Raw genomic sequence first — 16,005 nt, 5'->3', positions numbered from 1 at the left:
GCGCTAGAGCGCGAAATCCGGCTGAAACGGGGGGTTAACCGTCTCGCTATGTGAGCGCAATGGCGCGCCCAGCTTGCGTGTTCATGCCCTGGAGTGCATCATCGTCATAGTAAGGACATGAGTTTAGGTGCATGATTATGCAGGGGGTTGGGAATGAGAGCGGCGATCGCGGGAGCCAGCGGCTACGCGGGCGGTGAGCTTCTGCGCCTGCTGCTCGGGCATCCAGAGCTCGAGATCGGCACGCTCACCGCGGCCGCCAGCGCGGGCAGCGCGCTCGGCGCCCACCAGCCACACCTCCCGCAACTGGCCGACCGGATCATCGAGGACACCACCCCAGAAACGCTGGCCGGGCACGAGGTGGTCTTCCTGGCCCTGCCGCACGGCCACTCCGCCGCCGTCGCCGCCCAGCTTCCCGAGAGCACGATCGTCGTCGACTGCGGTGCCGACCACCGGCTCGCCGACCCGGCCGCCTGGCAGGAGTTCTACGGCGGCGAGCACGCCGGCACCTGGCCCTACGGCCTGCCCGAGCTGCCCGGCCAGCGCGAGGTGCTCAAGGACGCCAAGCGCATCGCGGTGCCCGGCTGCTACCCGACCTCCGTCATCCTCGCTCTGCTGCCCGCCTTCGCCGCCGGCCTGGCCGAGCCCGACGTGGTCGTCGTCGCGGCCAGCGGCACCAGCGGCGCGGGCAAGTCGCTCAAGCCCAGCCTGCTCGGCAGCGAGGTCATGGGCTCGGTCAGCGCCTACGGCGTGGGCGGCGTCCACCGCCACACCCCGGAGATGGAGCAGGCGCTCGGCGCCGTCGCGGGCACGCCGGTCCGGGTGTCGTTCACCCCGACGCTGGCCCCGATGAGCCGCGGCATCCTGGCCACCTGCTCCGCCCCCGCCGCGCCCGGGCTGACCAAGGCCGCCGTGCGCGAGGCGTACGAGAACGCGCTGGCCAAGGAGCCGTTCGTCAACCTGCTGCCCGAGGGCACCTGGCCCGCCACCGCGATGACCTACGGCGCCAACACCGCCGCCCTGCAGGTGACGCTCGACGAGCGCGCGGGCCGCGTGGTCGCCGTCATCGCCATCGACAACCTCACCAAGGGCACGGCCGGAGGCGCGATCCAGAGCGTCAACCTCGCACTCGGCCTGCCGGAAGAGCTCGGCCTCCCCCTGACAGGAGTTGCTCCGTGAGAGAGCGCAGCGCACCAACCGACACAGCAGTCCAGCGGCCGGCAGAGGAGAACGCATGAGCGTGACCGCTCCCCTCGGTTTCAGAGCCGCGGGCGTCGCCGCGGGCATCAAGTCCGGCGCCGCCCGTGACCTGGCCCTGGTCATCAACGACGGACCCAACCAAGCCGCGGCCGGTGTCTTCACCGCCAACCGCGTCAAGGCGGCCCCGGTCCTGTGGTCACAGCAGGTCCTGCGCGGCGGCCGGGTCCGTGCGGTCGTCCTCAACTCGGGCGGCGCCAACGCCTGCACCGGCCCCGAGGGCTTCCAGGACACGCACGCCACCGCCGAGAAGGCGGCCGAGGTGCTCCAGGACTCGGCGGGCGAGATCGCGGTCTGCTCCACCGGCCTGATCGGTGAGCGGCTGCCCATGGACGCGCTGCTGGCCGGAGTGGAGCGCGCCGCCGCGCAGCTGTCGCGCGACGGCGGGCTGGCCGCTGCCGATGCCATCCGCACCACCGACACCGTCTCCAAGATCTCCTTCAAGCGCGCCGACGGCTACATGGTGGGGGGCATGGCCAAGGGCGCGGGCATGCTCGCCCCGGCCCTGGCCACCATGCTCTGCGTGATCACCACCGACGCCGACCTGACCGCGGAAGAGCTCGACACCGTGCTCCGCGAGGCCACCTCCAAGACCTTCGACCGCCTCGACGCCGACGGCTGCATGTCCACCAACGACACCGTCCTGCTTCTGGCCAGCGGTGCCGCCGGGGTCAAGCCGGACCTGGCGGAGTTCGGGCAGAAGGTCACCGAGGTCTGCGCCGACCTGGCCAGGCAGTTGCTGGTCGACGCCGAAGGCGCGTCCAAGGCCATCGCCATCGAGGTGGTCGGCGCGGCGTCGGAGGACGACGCGGTCAAGGTCGGCCGCACCGTCTCCCGCTCGAACCTGCTCAAGTGCGCCATCCACGGCGAGGACCCCAACTGGGGCCGCGTGCTGGCCGCCGTCGGCACCACCGACGCCGTCTTCGAGCCCGACCGGCTGAACGTGGCCATCAACGGCATCTGGATCTGCCGCGGCGGCGCGGTCGGCGATGACCGGAACAAGGTGGACATGCGCCCGCGCGATGTGACGATCACCATCGACCTGTCGGCGGGCACCCACTCGGCCACCGTCCACACCACCGACCTGACCGCGGACTACGTCCACGAGAACTCGGCGTACTCCTCATGAGGACCATCACCGCCCACACCAAGGCGGACACCCTCATCGAGGCCCTGCCCTGGCTGGCCCGCTTCCACGGCGCGACCGTCGTCATCAAGTACGGCGGCAACGCGATGATCGAGGAATCCCTCATGGAGGGCTTCGCCGAGGACATCGGCTTCCTGCACTACGCCGGTCTGCGGCCGGTCGTGGTGCACGGCGGCGGCCCGCAGATCAGCAAGCACCTCGACCGGCTCGGCATCGAGTCGACGTTCACGGCCGGGCTGCGGGTCACCACACCCGAGGCCATGCAGGTGGTCAGGATGGTCCTGGTCGGTCAGGTCAACCGCGACGTCGTCGGCCTGATCAACCGGCACGGCCCGCTCGCGGTCGGCATGTCGGGCGAGGACGCCCACCTGTTCACCGCCGAGCGCAAGCACGCGCTCGTCGACGGCGAGCACGTCGACATCGGCCAGGTGGGCGAGATCGTCAAGGTCGACCCGGGCGCCGTCCAGGCCATGATCGACAACGGCCGCGTCCCCGTCGTCTCCAGCGTCGCCCGCGGCGAGGACGGCGAGATCTACAACGTCAACGCCGACACCGCCGCCGCCGCGCTGGCCGTGTCCCTCCAGGCGCAGAAGCTCATCGTCCTGACCGACGTCGAGGGCCTGTACGCCGGCTGGCCCGACGACACCGACGTGATCGACAAGCTCGACGGCGCCGAGCTCGCGGCCATGCTGCCCTCCCTGTCCAGCGGCATGAAGCCGAAGATGGAGGCCTGCCTGACGGCGGTCCAGGGCGGCGTCCCCCAAGCGCACATTCTCGACGGCCGGGTCTCCCACTCGCTGCTGCTGGAGATCTTCACCGACCAAGGAATCGGAACCATGGTGATGCCCTGATGAACCTTCGCGACAGGTTCGAACAAGCCTTCATGCCCAACTACGGCGTCCCGCCGATCGCCCTGGCACGAGGCGAGGGCACCCGCGTGTGGGACGTCGACGGCAGGGAATACCTCGACTTCGTCGGCGGCATCGCCGTCAGCTCGCTCGGCCACGCCCACCCGGCCCTGGTCGAGGCGGTTTCCAAGCAGGTCGCGACGCTCGCGCACACCAGCAACCTCTACCTGCACGAGCCGGAGGTGCTGCTCGCCGAGCGGCTGCTCGGCCTGCTGAACGCCCCCGGCCGCGTCTTCTTCGCCAACTCCGGCACCGAGGCCAACGAGGCCGCCTACAAGCTCGCGCTCAAGTACGGCAGGCGCGACGGCCGCACCTACTTCGTCGCCGCCGAGAACGGCTTCCACGGCCGCACGATCGGCGCCCTCTCGCTGACGGGCAAGAAGTCGATCCGCGACCAGTTCGGCCCGTTCCCGGTAGAGGTCCAGTTCGTCCCGTACGGCGACGCCACCGCCCTCAAGGAGGCCGTGACCGGCGACTGCATCGCGGTCTTCCTGGAGCCCACTCAGGGCGAGGCAGGCGTGGTCCCGCCGCCCGACGGCTACTTCGCGGCGGCCCGCGAGATCTGCGACTCGACCGGCGCGCTGCTGGTCGCCGACGAGATCCAGTCCGCGATCGGCCGCACCGGGCACTGGTTCGCCCACCAGGCCGACGGCGTCACCCCCGACATCCTGACCCTGGCCAAGGGCCTGGGCGGCGGCCTGCCGATCGGGGCGTGCGTCGGCTTCGGCGACTCGGGCCGGCTGTTCGACAAGGGCGATCACGGCTCCACCTTCGGCGGCAACCCGGTCTCGTGCGCGGCGGCGCTGGCCGTGCTCGACAACCTCGACCTCGACCACGTGCGGACCACCGGAGCCCGGCTGCGGGCCGGGCTCGAAGCGGTGGCTCACCCGCTGCTGAAAGGTGTGCGCGGACGTGGGCTGTGGCTGGCCGCCGTGCTGGCCGAGCCGGTCTCCGGCAAGGTGCAGCAGGCGGCGGCCGAGGCGGGCTTCCTGGTCAACGCGCTGCAGCCGGACGCCGTACGGATCGCGCCGCCGCTGGTCGTGACGGCCGAGCAGGTCGACGCGCTGGTGGCCGCGTTCCCCGAGATCCTCGCCGAGGCGGCGAAATGACGGCGACTGTCAGGCACTTCCTGAGGGACGACGACCTGTCGCCCGCCGAGCAGGGCGAGGTTCTCGACCTGGCCGCCGCGATGAAGAAGGACCGCTACGGCTACCGCCCCTTCGAAGGGCCGCAGACCGTCGCCGTCCTGTTCGACAAGCCCTCGACCAGGACCCGGATCTCCTTCGCCGTCGGCGTCGGCGAGCTGGGCGGGCTCCCGCTGGTCATCGACGGCGGCAACTCCCAGATGGGCAGAGGCGAGCCGATCGAGGACACCGCCAGAGTGCTCGAACGGCAGGTCGCCGCGATCGTCTGGCGCACCGGCGCCCAGGCGGGCCTCGAGCTCATGGCCGCGGGCACCGCCGTGCCGGTGGTCAACGCGCTGACCGACGAGTTCCACCCCTGCCAGATCCTCGCCGACCTGCTGACCATCCGCGAACGGTTCGGCGGCGGGACGGGTGGGCTGACGCTGACCTATCTGGGCGACGGCGCCAACAACATGGCCCACTCCTACCTGCTGGGCGGCGCCATGGCCGGGATGCACGTACGGATCGGCGCCCCGGTCGGCTACCAGCCGGACGCCGTCATCCTCGACCGGGCCGCCGCCATCGCCGCGACGACCGGCGGCTCGGTGATCTCGCTGACCGACCCGGTCGCCGCCGTCCAGGGCGCGCACGTCGTCGCCACCGACACCTGGGTGTCGATGGGCCAGGACGGCAAGGACGAGCGGGTCCGCGTGCTCATGCCGTACCAGGTCAACTCCGAGCTCATGGAGCACGCCGCGCTCGACGCGATCGTGCTGCACTGCCTGCCCGCCTACCGCGGCTACGAGATCACCTCCGAAGTGATCGACGGCCCGCGCAGCGCGGTGTGGGACCAGGCCGAGAACCGGCTGCACGCGCAGAAGGCGCTGCTCCACTGGCTGGTGAGCACCGCGTGACCATCCCGATGACCAAGGTCGCGCGGCAGGCGAAGATCACCGACCTGCTGCAGCGGCAGGCCGTCCGCTCCCAGCCCGAGCTGGCCAAGCTGCTGGCCGAGAGCGGCGTGGAGGTCACCCAGGCCACGCTCTCGCGCGATCTGGACGAACTCGGCGCGCTCAAGCTGCGCGCCGAGGACGGCTCGCTGGTCTACGCGCTGCCCGGCGAGGGCGGCGGCCGCATCCGGGTGGCCAGGCTGGGCACCGGCGAGTCCCCGGCCGCCCGGCTGCACCGGATCGCCGAGGAGTTGCTGGTCTCCGCCGAGGCGTCGGCCAACCTGGTCATCGTCAGGACTCCGCCGGGCGCCGCCCAGTTCATGGCCTCGGCCATCGACCACGCCGACTGGGAGTCCATCCTCGGCACGGTGGCGGGCGACGACACGATCCTCGTGATCAGCCGCGATCCCCAGGGCGGGAGCGTCGTGGCCGAGGCCTTGCTGAGGATCGCCGCCCGGCGTACTTAGCCCGTTTACCAAGATTTTGGAGGTACCGATGACTCAGAGAGTGGTACTCGCCTTCTCCGGAGGTCTGGACACCTCCGTCGCGATCCCGTTCCTGGCCGAGAAGATGGACGCCGAGGTGATCGCCGTCGCCGTGGACCTGGGACAAGGCGGCGAGGACATGGAGGTGATCCAGAAGCGGGCCATGGACTGCGGCGCGGTCGAATCCGTCGTCGTGGACGCCAAGGAGGAGTTCGCGGCCGACTTCTGTGTGCCCGCGCTGCAGGCCAACGCCCTCTACATGGACCGCTACCCGCTCCTGTCGTCGCTGTCGCGCCCGCTCATCGTCAAGCACCTGGTGAGCGCGGCCAAGCAGTTCGGCGGCACGATCGTCTCCCACGGCTGCACCGGCAAGGGCAACGACCAGGTACGCTTCGAGGCCGGCCTGGCCGCGCTCGCCCCCGACCTGCGGGTCGTCGCCCCGGCCCGCGACTTCGCCTGGACCCGCGACAAGGCGATCGAGTACGCCGAGCAGCGGGGCCTGCCGATCGAGACCTCCAAGAAGAACCCGTTCTCCATCGACCAGAACCTGTGGGGCAGGGCCGTCGAGACCGGCTTCCTCGAGGACATCTGGAACGGCCCCACCGAGAACGTCTACGCCTACACCGCCGACCCGGCCGTCCCCCGTGACGCCGACGAGGTGGTCATCACCTTCGAGCAGGGCGTGCCGGTCAAGCTCGACGGGCGTTCGCTCACGCCGTACCAGGTGATCGACGAGCTGAACACCCGCGCGGGCGCGCAGGGCGTCGGCCGGATCGACATGGTCGAGGACCGGCTCGTCGGCATCAAGTCGCGCGAGGTGTACGAGGCGCCCGGCGCGATCGCGCTGATCACCGCGCACATGGAGCTGGAGAACGTCACCGTCGAACGCGACCTGGCCCGCTTCAAGCGCGGCGTCGACCAGCGCTGGAGCGAGCTCGTCTACGACGGCCTATGGTTCTCGCCGCTCAAGGACGCCCTCGACGCGCTCATCGCCGAGGCCCAGAAGCACGTCACCGGCGACATCCGGATGACTCTGCACGGCGGCAAGGCCACCGTCAGCGGCCGCCGCTCCGAGCAGTCGCTGTACGACTTCTCGCTGGCCACCTACGACACCGGCGACACTTTCGACCAGTCGCTCGCCAAGGGCTTCGTCCAGCTGTTCAGTCTGCCCTCCAAGATCGCCGCCGCGCGCGACGCGAAGAAAGGATGATGTGCACTATGGTCGCGGGGGACGAGAAGGAGATGACGGTGAGTGATGGCAAGCCGATGCGGCTGTGGGGCGGGCGATTCGAAGGGGGTCCCGCCGACGCGCTGACCCGGCTGTCGGTGAGCGTGCACTTCGACTGGCGGCTGGTGCCGTACGACCTGGCGGCGTCCAGGGCGCACGCCCGGGTGCTGCACAAGGCGGGGTTGCTGAGCGACGACGAGCTCGAACGCATGATCGGCGCGATCGATGACCTGGAGCGGGCCTGCAAGGCGGGCGAGTTCCGGCCGACGGTCGCCGACGAGGACGTGCACACCGCGCTCGAACGCGGCCTGCTGGAGCGGCTCGGCTCGCTCGGCGGCAAGCTGCGCGCCGGCCGCAGCCGCAACGACCAGATCGCCACCGATCTGCGCCTCTATCTGCGCGACCACGCCCGCACGATCGTCTCCCGGCTGGTCGAGCTGGAGACGGCGCTGATGGCCCAGGCCGAGCAGCACACCGACACGGCCGCGCCCGGCATGACCCACCTGCAGCACGCGCAGCCGGTCTCCTTCGGACACCAGCTGCTCGCGCACGTGCACGCCTTCGCCCGCGACATCGACCGGGTCACCGACTGGGACCGCCGCGCGGCCGTCTCGCCGCTCGGCGCCGGCGCGCTGGCCGGCTCGTCGCTGCCGCTGGACCCGGAGGCCGTGGCCGTCGAGCTCGGCTTCTCCTTCGCCGCGCTCAACTCCATGGACGCGGTGTCCGACCGTGACTTCGCGGCGGAGTTCCTGTTCGACGCGGCCCTGATCGGCGTGCACCTGTCGCGGCTCGGCGAGGAGATCGTGCTCTGGGCCTCGCAGGAGTTCCGCTGGATCGAGATGGACGACGCCTACTCCACCGGCTCATCGATCATGCCGCAGAAGAAGAACCCCGACGTCGCCGAGCTGGCCCGCGGCAAGTCCGGGCGGCTCATCGGCAACCTCATGGCGATGCTCACGACGCTCAAGGGCCTGCCGCTCACCTACAACCGCGACCTGCAGGAGGACAAGGAGCCGGTGTTCGACTCGGTCGACACGCTGCTGCTCGTCCTGCCCGCGATGGCCGGCCTGGTCGCCACCATGCGGGTCAACACCGCGCGCATGGAGGCGTCGGCTCCCGACGGCTTCGCGCTGGCCACCGACCTCGCCGAACTGCTCGTACGCCGCGGCGTGCCGTTCCGCGACGCCCACGAGGCGGTCGGCCACCTGGTGGTGTGGTGCCAGGTCAACGACAAGGACCTGGGCGACCTGACCGACGACGAGCTCAGCAAGGTCTCGCCGCACCTCACCCCCGACGTCCGCGACGTGCTCAACGTCCCCGGCGCCCTCGCCGCCCGCAAGGCCCACGGCGGCACCGCGCCCGACCGGGTCCGCGACCAGCTCGCCGCGCTGCGCGAGACGGTCGACGCCCAGGCGGCGTGGGCCGCGGGGGCCTAGCGCTCGGCATGGACTCCGGGACCCTGGACTCGGCACCCCTGCCGCGCAGCTTCTTCGACCGGCCGTCGCACGAGGTCGCGCCCGACTTGCTCGGGCGCGTGCTCGTGCACGGCCCGGTCGCGGTCCGGCTCACCGAGGTCGAGGCGTACGGCGGCCCCGGCGAGGATCCGGCGGCCCACACCTACCGGGGACGGACCCCCAGGAACGCGGTCATGTTCGGGCCACCTGGGCATCTGTACGTGTACTTCACCTACGGCATGCACTTCTGCGCGAACCTGGTGTGCCTGCCCGAGGACCACGGGTCGGCGGTGCTGTTGCGCGCCGGTGAGGTGGTGGCGCGGGCCGACCTGGCCCGCTCGCGCCGCTCAGGAGACGGCGACGGCCCGCCCGCCTCCGGGCGCAAGCCGATCGCGGACCGCGACCTCGCCCGCGGCCCCGCCCGGCTGGCGGTCGCCCTCGGGCTGGCGCGCGAGCACAACGGGCTCGACGCCGTATGGGAGGGTTCAGCCGCCGGGCTGCCCCGTTTGTCCGAGAAAGGCGGCGCTCAGCCCGAACACGCGGCGTGGCTCACCGGGCTCCCCAAGGGGACCGTGGCCGTGCTCGGCGGGCGGCCCGCGGAGGCGGACACGATCAGGTCGGGGCCGCGCACCGGGATCTCGACCGCCAAGGACACCCCGTGGCGGTTCTGGATCGACGGCGACCCGACCGTCTCACCGTTCCGGCCTCACGTGCCGCGCCGCCGCAGCACCGCGGCCACCTCGGTCGGGGAGGCACCCAGCTCGTGAGCGCTGAAGATGTGCAGCTGGTCGCCGGTGTCGATCTCCAGCATCTCGCTGCGCAGACCGTACCTCCTGCGTACGTCCACCTGCACGTCCTCGATCGCCTCCCACGGGACGTGCCGCCGGCCGGCGAAGCCGTGCACCACGGTGACGCCGCTCTCGTCGGCCGCCAGCCGTACCGGGACCAGGACGTCACGCAGCCCCATGGCCCCCACCAGCAGGGCGGCCGGCACGGCCAGCACCACCCCGCGTACATCACCCTGGAGATACCAGAACAGGGCGAGACCGGCACACGCCACAGCCCCTAGGATCTTGAAAACGGCCAGCTCGCGACGGACCTTCCACATGGCGACCGAGATTATCCAAGTGGCGGTCATCCGGCGCGATCGGGCACTCTGTAACCACTCGACGTCTCCTGGAAAGCCAGCACCGTGACCGACATTCTCGATGAGCTCGAATGGCGCGACGTCCTCGCGCAGACCACCGACATCGACGCCCTGCGCGCGGCGCTGTCGAAAGGTCCGATCACGGTCTATGCGGGCTTCGACCCGACCGCGCCGTCCCTGCACATGGGCAACCTGGCCACGCTGCTGATCCTGACCCGCTTCCAGCGGGCGGGCCACAAGCCGATCGGCCTGGTCGGCGGCGCCACCGGCCTGATCGGCGACCCCAGCGGCCGCAGCACCGAACGCGTACTCAACACCACCGAGGTCGTGGAGGAATGGGTCTCCCGGATCCGGGTGCAGGTGGAGAAGTTCCTGACCTTCGACGACAGCCCCACCTCGGCCGCGCTGGTCAGTAACCTGGACTGGACCGCCGAGATGTCGGCCATCGGCTTCCTGCGCGACATCGGCAAGCATTTCCCGGTCAACCGGATGCTCGCCCGCGAGTCGGTGGCGGCCCGGCTCGGCGGTGAGGGCCTCAGCTACACCGAGTTCAGCTACCAGATCCTGCAGGCCAACGACTACCTGGAGCTCTACCGGCGCAACGGCTGTACCCTCCAGGTCGGCGGCAGCGACCAGTGGGGCAACATCACGGCCGGCGTCGACCTGGTCAGGCGCGTCGAGGGCGGCCACGTGCACGCCCTGACCGGCAAGCTGATCACCAAGGCCGACGGCACCAAGTTCGGCAAGACCGCCGGTGGGTCGGTCTGGCTCGACGGCGCGCTGACCTCTCCCTACGCCTTCTACCAGTACTTCCTCAACGCCGACGACCGCGACGTGGTGCGCTTCCTGAAGGTGTTCACCTTCCGCGAGCGCGAGGAGATCGAGGCGCTGGAGAAGGCGGTGGCCGACCGCCCGTTCGCCCGCGAGGCGCAGCGGACGCTGGCCGAGGACCTGACCACGCTCGTCCACGGCGCCGACGAACTGGCGGCCGTCGTGGCGGCGTCCAAGGCGCTGTTCGGGCAGGGGTCCCTCGAAGAGCTGCCGGGCTCGACGCTGGCCGCGGCGCTGGCCGAGGTGCCGAAGGCGACGGTTGCGGCTCTCGGGGCGCCGTTCGTGGACCTGCTGGCGGACAGCGGGCTGGTGGAGTCGAAGTCGGCGGCCAGGCGGGCGGTGAAGGAGGGCGGCGCGTACCTCAACAACGTCAAGATCACCGACGAGTCGTACGTGCCTGAGGCCTCGGACCTGCTCCACGGGCGGTTCATGGTGCTTCGGCGCGGCAAGAAGGCGGTCGGCGGCGTCGAGGTCGGCTGACTTTTCTTGACCCTGTGCGGGCCCTTTCCCTTGTTGGGGGAAGGGCCCTGGGCTATTTGCGGGCGAACAGGGCGACGGTGAGGCCGGGCGTTTCCGCCGAGTGCCAGGACCCGGTCTGCTCGTAGCCCGCCTCCCGTACGGCCTTCACCCGCGGCAGCTTCTGGCCGGCGGACTTGACCCCGCGCCACACGACCCAGACCCGCTCCCGATCGGCCAGCGCGGCGGCGACGTCATCGCGCTCAGGAAAGCCGAACCCCTCCGCCTCCGGAGCGGCCCCCAGCCGCAGCACGTCGTCCGGCGTCGACCCGTCACGGTAGTAGTCGAACCCCGCCCGCACCGAGCTCTGCCCGAACACGATCGCGTCCCCCGGCCGCGCCTCCACCTTCCGCACGGCCCACGGGAAGTCCTCGAAGCGCCCGTTGGCCTCCCGCACCTCCACCTGCTGCGGTACGCCCACCGCCACGGCGACCACCACCAGCCCGCAGCAGGCCACCACCCCTCCCCGCGAAAGACTCGCCACCGCGATCCCCGCCAGCAACGCCAGAGCGGGCGCGGCGACGAACAGGTACCGGTCCACATAGACCGGCGTCACCAGATGCGACACCGCCAGCAGCAGGACGGGCGGCAGCACCAGCCAGCCCAGCAGCGTCCCCGCCCACGCCCTGTTGCGAAGCAGCACCACACCGGCCAGCGCCACCACGAACAGCACCACCCCCACCTCGGTGCTCCCCGCCGCCATCTTCGGGAACTTCAGCAGCACCTCCGGCCCGCGCTGCGGGATCCAGCTGATCGCATGCCGCTCGCCGTACCCGACCAGACCGAGAACGAGCGCGGGCAGGCAGCCGACGGCGACCGCGGGCGCCCACCTCAGGAGCACGGTACGGCGGGGGAGCAGTGCTACGGCGGCGACCAATTGAGCGGGCAGCACGAGCACCGCGAACAGGTGCGTGCAGCACACCAACGCCACCGCCGACGCGTAGACCACCCAGGGCGCGCGCTCGGCCTGCTGCTCCGCCTGCGTGGCCTGCTGCTGGGCTCGCATGGCGCGGTGAAGGGCCCAGAACGAGAAGACCACCGCGGCGGCCGCGGGCGCGTACGAGCGGGCGAAGGCGCCGTAGTACGACACCGACGGCAGCGCCGCGAACAGCAGGCCGGCCGTCACCCCCGCCCACGTACCGTGCAGCCGCCGCCCCAGGTCCACCAGGAACCACACGGCGACCCCGATGGCCAGCGCCGACGGCAGCCGCAGCCACAGCTCCGCGGTCCCGGCCTTCGCCCAGAGCTGCATGAACAGGTAGTACGGCAGGAAATGACCATCGATGTGCCGCGCCAGCTCCCACAACCCCGGCAACGACCGGGACGCGGCGCTGATCGTGGCCAGCTCGTCACCGTTGAGAGAGGCGGAGCCCGAGCCGCTGAACGCCACGACTCCGCCGATTCCGGCCACCCACCACGGGCTTGACCTGCGCGAACGTACGACTGGCCGGGCTGGAGGGGCGAGGGTGGAGGCGGTGGTCACCGGGGCAGAATACGCGCATAGGCTCAGATTTATGCCTGAAGTGATCGTGTTTGACCTTTACGGAGTTATCGCCCGCGTCCAGACGGCTGACGCCAAACAGGGCCTCGTCGACCTTTCCGGAGTGCCGGGGGAGAGCTTCTGGGAGGCGTACTGGGGGTGCCGGCCCGACTATGACGCCGGTCAGGACGCTCTGGCGTACTGGGCGGCGGTCGCCGGACGGCTGGGCACGCGGTTCGCCGATGTGGACGCGCTGATGGCGGCCGACCTGGAGAGCTGGTGCCACGTGGACGACGAGATGGTCGCCGTGGTGCACGAACTGGCCGATCAGGGACGGACACTGGGGTTGCTGTCGAACATCGTCCCGGACCTGGTGCCGCTGTGGGAGGCGCGGCACGGTGACTGGCTGGGACGGTTCGCGTCGCTGACGTACTCGTGCCGGATCGGGGTGGCCAAGCCGGATCGGCGCGCGTACGAGATCTGCGCGCAGCGGCTGGGGGTGGAGCTGGGGGAGGCGCTGTTCTTCGACGACAACGAGGTCAATGTGGTCGCGGCTCGGGAGGCGGGGATGGCGGCGGAGCTGTTCGTCTCGCCGGCGCAGGTACGCGCGCTCACGCTTTCCGGTGGGTCTTGGCTGTCCGCGCCTTCGGGCGGGGTTCGATCCGTCGGCGCCGAGCGTGATTCGTGATGACGTCCCCCAGAGCGGTCTAGTTTCTCACTCGCTCAGCCCTGTGCGCCCGCGGAGGAACCGAACAACAAGATCGTTGATCCACAGGCGGGAGGGACGCCACCTGATTCGTTCGAGCAGCGTCGTTCCCGCGGTATCAGCCACGGCGCCGGCCCACGGGGCGCCGGGCTTGTCTTTCGCGTGGGCCTTGGCCAAGCCATCACCCACCCCCGGCGGTCGCGGGTGAGCCTGACCAGCCCCGCTCACCCGCATCGGTCTCACCCACTCGCAGATCTCGCTCACCTGCTGCAGTCTCGCCCACTCGCAGGTCTCGCCCACTCGCAGGTCTCGCCCACCCGTAGTGGTCTTGCACTCCCGCAGGTCTCGCCACTCATTCGCGGCGGTCTTGCGCTTCCCGGCCCGCTCGGGCGGCGGCTCGTGCCATGGCGGCCGCCCCGGGCTTCACCGGCTGGTCGCTGATCGTTTCACGAGCTGGTCATATGCGTCGTCACGGGTTGGTCGTACGTGTCGTCACTGGCTGGTCGTACGTGTCGGCCGGGCGACGATGACCACCCGCCGCTCCGCGTCGCCCACCGGCCGGTCGTACTGCAGGCCGTAGCGGGTGGCGAGCACGTCGAAGAAGTCGCCCGACGGGTCGGGGTCGATCCGCTCCACCACGGCTCGGATCTCCAGGTACCGGTACGGCTTGTCAGGGTCGTTGATGGAGACCGCCAGGTTCCCATTCGCCGCGACATTTCGGTATTTCTGGCGGTCCGTGGTAGTCGTGAAGCGCAGGAACTCACCGTCCCACACTGTCCAGACCGGGTTCACATGTGGCTTCCCGTCTGGCGCGATGGTGGCCAGATGCGCGAACAGCGGCCTGGTCAACAGGTCCAGATGGCTCTCAGGAATCACGTGACGCCTCCTCAATCGGGTGTACGGTTCTGCACATTATCAAAGCTTTGATAATCGTCAATGCTAGATTGCTTGTAGCATCTCGTGCCATGGGCATGCCCGCGGAGGAGCGCCTCGGCCTCGACATCAAGCGAGCCGAGCAGGAACTGATCGCCGCCAAGCAGGTCGCGGTCAGGCCCGCGGGGCTGACGGTTCCGCAATACGCGACGCTCTACGTATTAGCTGCCAACCCCGGCATCTCGGCCGCCGCTCTCGCCCGAGCCTGCTTGGTGACCCCGCAGGCGATGACCGTGGTGCTGAAAAACCTCGAGGCACGTGGGATGGTCGAACGTACGCCGCATCCATGGCACGGCAATGTCCTGGAGACCCGACTCACGGACGCCGGCCGCATCGCGCTAGAGGAGGCGGACGAGCGGGCGGTGCGGATAGAGCAGGCGATAGCGGACGAACTCACCGCAGAGGAGCGTGACACCCTCCGCTCCCTCCTCCGACGCTGCGGAGCGGCGATCGACCGGGCGTCCGGGCAACTGTGAAGGCTTGCCCTCGGCCCCTACACCGGGTGTCCCGTTGTGATGACGCCCTGCGGAGCGGTGTGGATTCTCGGCCGCTCGACCATGATCATCCCTGGTAGAAGCCATGTAACGAGATCGTGGATCGCCGCTCAGTGGGACATCATCCCTGCGGTGCCACATTCACCTGTTCGGTCCGCGCTCCTGTTCGGTCCGCGCTCCTGTTCGGCTCGCGATCCGTCTGGTCTGGGATCGGTCCGTCCGTCCGTCCGATCCATCTGGTCCGGGATCCGTCCAGTCGCGACCCGTCTGGCCGTCCGGCCGCTGTCCGGTCGCGATCCGTTTCCTCCAGGATCCGTTCCTGGAGGAGAAGCCGCAGCACCCCAAGAGCGACCTGGCGCTGATGGGTGTCTACTTGTTCACCCCGGCCATGCGCGAGGCCTGTCCCGCGATCCGTTCGGATGACGTCCCGCAGAGCGGCGTCGCTTCTCACCCGCTCGGCCCTGTGCTGCCACGTAGGAAAACGCACGGCGAGATCGTTGATCCACTCCTGGGCGGGACATCACCTCCGTTAGGCCCGCCCGCTGCCCCGGTCCGCGCTCTCCGCCGTCTGCCCGCTTCGTGGTCGGCCTGCTTCGCCCTTTGCCCGGCTCGCCCTCTGCTCCGGCTCGCCTTCTGCCCGGTCCGCAGTCGGTCCGGACCATCGTCGGTCCGGACCGCGCACAGGACGCAGGGTCGCCCGCCCCGCCCTATGGCTCATCTTGCTCATCCGCATGTCGGCAATGGCTTCCGAGCCTCGCCGTGCCCCGCCATCTCCCTCGCGGAAGCTAGGGACATGTCCTGCCATGTCCCTAGTTTCCGTGACTTGAACACCTCGAGTCTCCGATCTGCACGGCGTTTGCGCAGATCAGAACCGGCCTTGCTGGAGGTCCCGTGGAGACCTAGAGAGCGGGCGTGAACACCGATTTGACGTAGGGCGAACGGCGACCTAATCTTCTCTTCGCCCCGGGAGTGAGCCGGACGCCGATCAGGCGGACGGGCCCCCAGGGCGAACCCCTTGAGAAACGAGCCACTCGGCCAGGCGCTTCCATGCGCTCGCTGGCACGAGTCGTCTCGGGTGCGCTCAGATCGCCGGAAAATCGGTTGATTCGACAAGCCCAGGATGACACGGTAAGTTACGAGGGTTGCCCTGGAGACAGGGCGCACAATCTTAGACAGTTCGCCCAGCTTCAAGCAAGTCTCCGATTTGACGCGAAGCTGACGAGCTGGATAAACTTAAGACACAACGAAATGAACGCCTCTCGCAGGTTGGGGAGTACGCGTCCGTTTCTTGAGAACTCAACAGTGTGTTAAAAGCCAGTGCATGATGCACAACCCCGTCATGTCCATG

At 69.9% G+C, this 16,005-nt stretch carries 15 protein-coding genes; 12 read left to right on the top strand and 3 right to left on the bottom strand.

Annotated elements, in window-relative coordinates:
• The first annotated feature begins 147 nt into the window (after nucleotides 1-147).
• From argC to AB0J16_RS31440, 9 genes are read left to right on the top strand one after another with little or no spacing between them, the layout of a single operon-like run.
• Nucleotides 148-1,176 carry an N-acetyl-gamma-glutamyl-phosphate reductase gene (gene argC / locus AB0J16_RS31480; protein WP_358545823.1) on the top strand — a complete coding sequence of 343 codons (1,029 nt, stop codon included), beginning with the start codon at nucleotides 148-150 and terminating at the stop codon, nucleotides 1,174-1,176.
• Nucleotides 1,177-1,231: 55 nt separating this feature from the next.
• A complete protein-coding gene (argJ, locus tag AB0J16_RS31475) occupies nucleotides 1,232-2,383 on the top strand; it encodes a bifunctional glutamate N-acetyltransferase/amino-acid acetyltransferase ArgJ (RefSeq protein ID WP_358545820.1) in 1,152 nt (383 codons plus the stop codon).
• Nucleotides 2,380-3,252 (top strand): acetylglutamate kinase, encoded by an 873-nt coding sequence (gene argB, locus AB0J16_RS31470; RefSeq protein ID WP_358450312.1) that lies wholly within the window; start codon nucleotides 2,380-2,382, stop codon nucleotides 3,250-3,252. The genes argJ and argB overlap by 4 nt, the downstream gene beginning before the upstream one ends.
• On the top strand, nucleotides 3,252-4,418 hold the full coding sequence (locus AB0J16_RS31465; protein ID WP_358545817.1) for an acetylornithine transaminase: 1,167 nt from the start codon (nucleotides 3,252-3,254) through the stop codon (nucleotides 4,416-4,418). Before argB ends, AB0J16_RS31465 begins: the two co-directional genes overlap by 1 nt.
• Nucleotides 4,415-5,347 (top strand): ornithine carbamoyltransferase, encoded by a 933-nt coding sequence (gene argF, locus AB0J16_RS31460; protein WP_358545814.1) that lies wholly within the window; start codon nucleotides 4,415-4,417, stop codon nucleotides 5,345-5,347. The genes AB0J16_RS31465 and argF overlap by 4 nt, the downstream gene beginning before the upstream one ends.
• An 8-nt stretch (nucleotides 5,348-5,355) precedes the next feature.
• Nucleotides 5,356-5,850 carry an arginine repressor gene (locus tag AB0J16_RS31455; protein WP_358450328.1) on the top strand — a complete coding sequence of 165 codons (495 nt, stop codon included), beginning with the start codon at nucleotides 5,356-5,358 and terminating at the stop codon, nucleotides 5,848-5,850.
• A 28-nt stretch (nucleotides 5,851-5,878) separates the two neighbouring features.
• Nucleotides 5,879-7,078 carry an argininosuccinate synthase gene (locus tag AB0J16_RS31450; RefSeq protein ID WP_358545810.1) on the top strand — a complete coding sequence of 400 codons (1,200 nt, stop codon included), beginning with the start codon at nucleotides 5,879-5,881 and terminating at the stop codon, nucleotides 7,076-7,078.
• 32 nt (nucleotides 7,079-7,110) lie between these two features.
• Nucleotides 7,111-8,532 carry an argininosuccinate lyase gene (argH, locus tag AB0J16_RS31445; protein WP_358545807.1) on the top strand — a complete coding sequence of 474 codons (1,422 nt, stop codon included), beginning with the start codon at nucleotides 7,111-7,113 and terminating at the stop codon, nucleotides 8,530-8,532.
• 8 nt (nucleotides 8,533-8,540) lie between these two features.
• A complete protein-coding gene (locus AB0J16_RS31440) occupies nucleotides 8,541-9,317 on the top strand; it encodes a DNA-3-methyladenine glycosylase (RefSeq protein ID WP_358545805.1) in 777 nt (258 codons plus the stop codon).
• On the opposite strand, the gene AB0J16_RS31435 is transcribed toward AB0J16_RS31440, so the two are convergent.
• Nucleotides 9,257-9,658 (bottom strand): PH domain-containing protein, encoded by a 402-nt coding sequence (locus tag AB0J16_RS31435; RefSeq protein WP_358545803.1) that lies wholly within the window; start codon nucleotides 9,656-9,658, stop codon nucleotides 9,257-9,259. The two genes, AB0J16_RS31440 and AB0J16_RS31435, sit on opposite strands and share 61 nt — an antisense overlap.
• Nucleotides 9,659-9,742: 84 nt before the next feature.
• Between AB0J16_RS31435 and tyrS the strand changes: the two genes are divergently transcribed.
• A complete protein-coding gene (gene tyrS, locus AB0J16_RS31430) occupies nucleotides 9,743-11,008 on the top strand; it encodes a tyrosine--tRNA ligase (RefSeq protein ID WP_358545801.1) in 1,266 nt (421 codons plus the stop codon).
• A gap of 52 nt (nucleotides 11,009-11,060) precedes the next feature.
• On the opposite strand, the gene AB0J16_RS31425 is transcribed toward tyrS, so the two are convergent.
• Entirely contained in the window at nucleotides 11,061-12,527 is a 1,467-nt protein-coding gene (locus AB0J16_RS31425; RefSeq protein ID WP_358545799.1) for a glycosyltransferase family 39 protein, read from the bottom strand.
• Between the two features lie 31 nt (nucleotides 12,528-12,558).
• On the opposite strand from AB0J16_RS31425, the gene AB0J16_RS31420 reads away from it, so the two are divergent.
• On the top strand, nucleotides 12,559-13,212 hold the full coding sequence (locus AB0J16_RS31420; RefSeq protein WP_358545797.1) for an HAD family phosphatase: 654 nt from the start codon (nucleotides 12,559-12,561) through the stop codon (nucleotides 13,210-13,212).
• Nucleotides 13,213-13,722: 510 nt separating this feature from the next.
• Here AB0J16_RS31420 and AB0J16_RS31415 read toward each other — a convergent pair.
• A complete protein-coding gene (locus AB0J16_RS31415) occupies nucleotides 13,723-14,106 on the bottom strand; it encodes a PPOX class F420-dependent oxidoreductase (protein ID WP_358187081.1) in 384 nt (127 codons plus the stop codon).
• An 89-nt stretch (nucleotides 14,107-14,195) separates the two neighbouring features.
• Here AB0J16_RS31415 and AB0J16_RS31410 point away from each other — a divergent pair, with 89 nt between their 5' ends.
• Nucleotides 14,196-14,639 (top strand): MarR family transcriptional regulator, encoded by a 444-nt coding sequence (locus tag AB0J16_RS31410; protein WP_358545795.1) that lies wholly within the window; start codon nucleotides 14,196-14,198, stop codon nucleotides 14,637-14,639.
• Nucleotides 14,640-16,005: the final 1,366 nt, after the last annotated feature.

The organism is Nonomuraea sp. NPDC049750, from assembly GCF_040659625.1.
GTDB lineage: Bacteria > Actinomycetota > Actinomycetes > Streptosporangiales > Streptosporangiaceae > Nonomuraea.
The sequence above is the reverse complement of the archived record's forward strand: the minus strand, read 5'-3'. Positions and strand labels throughout refer to the sequence as shown.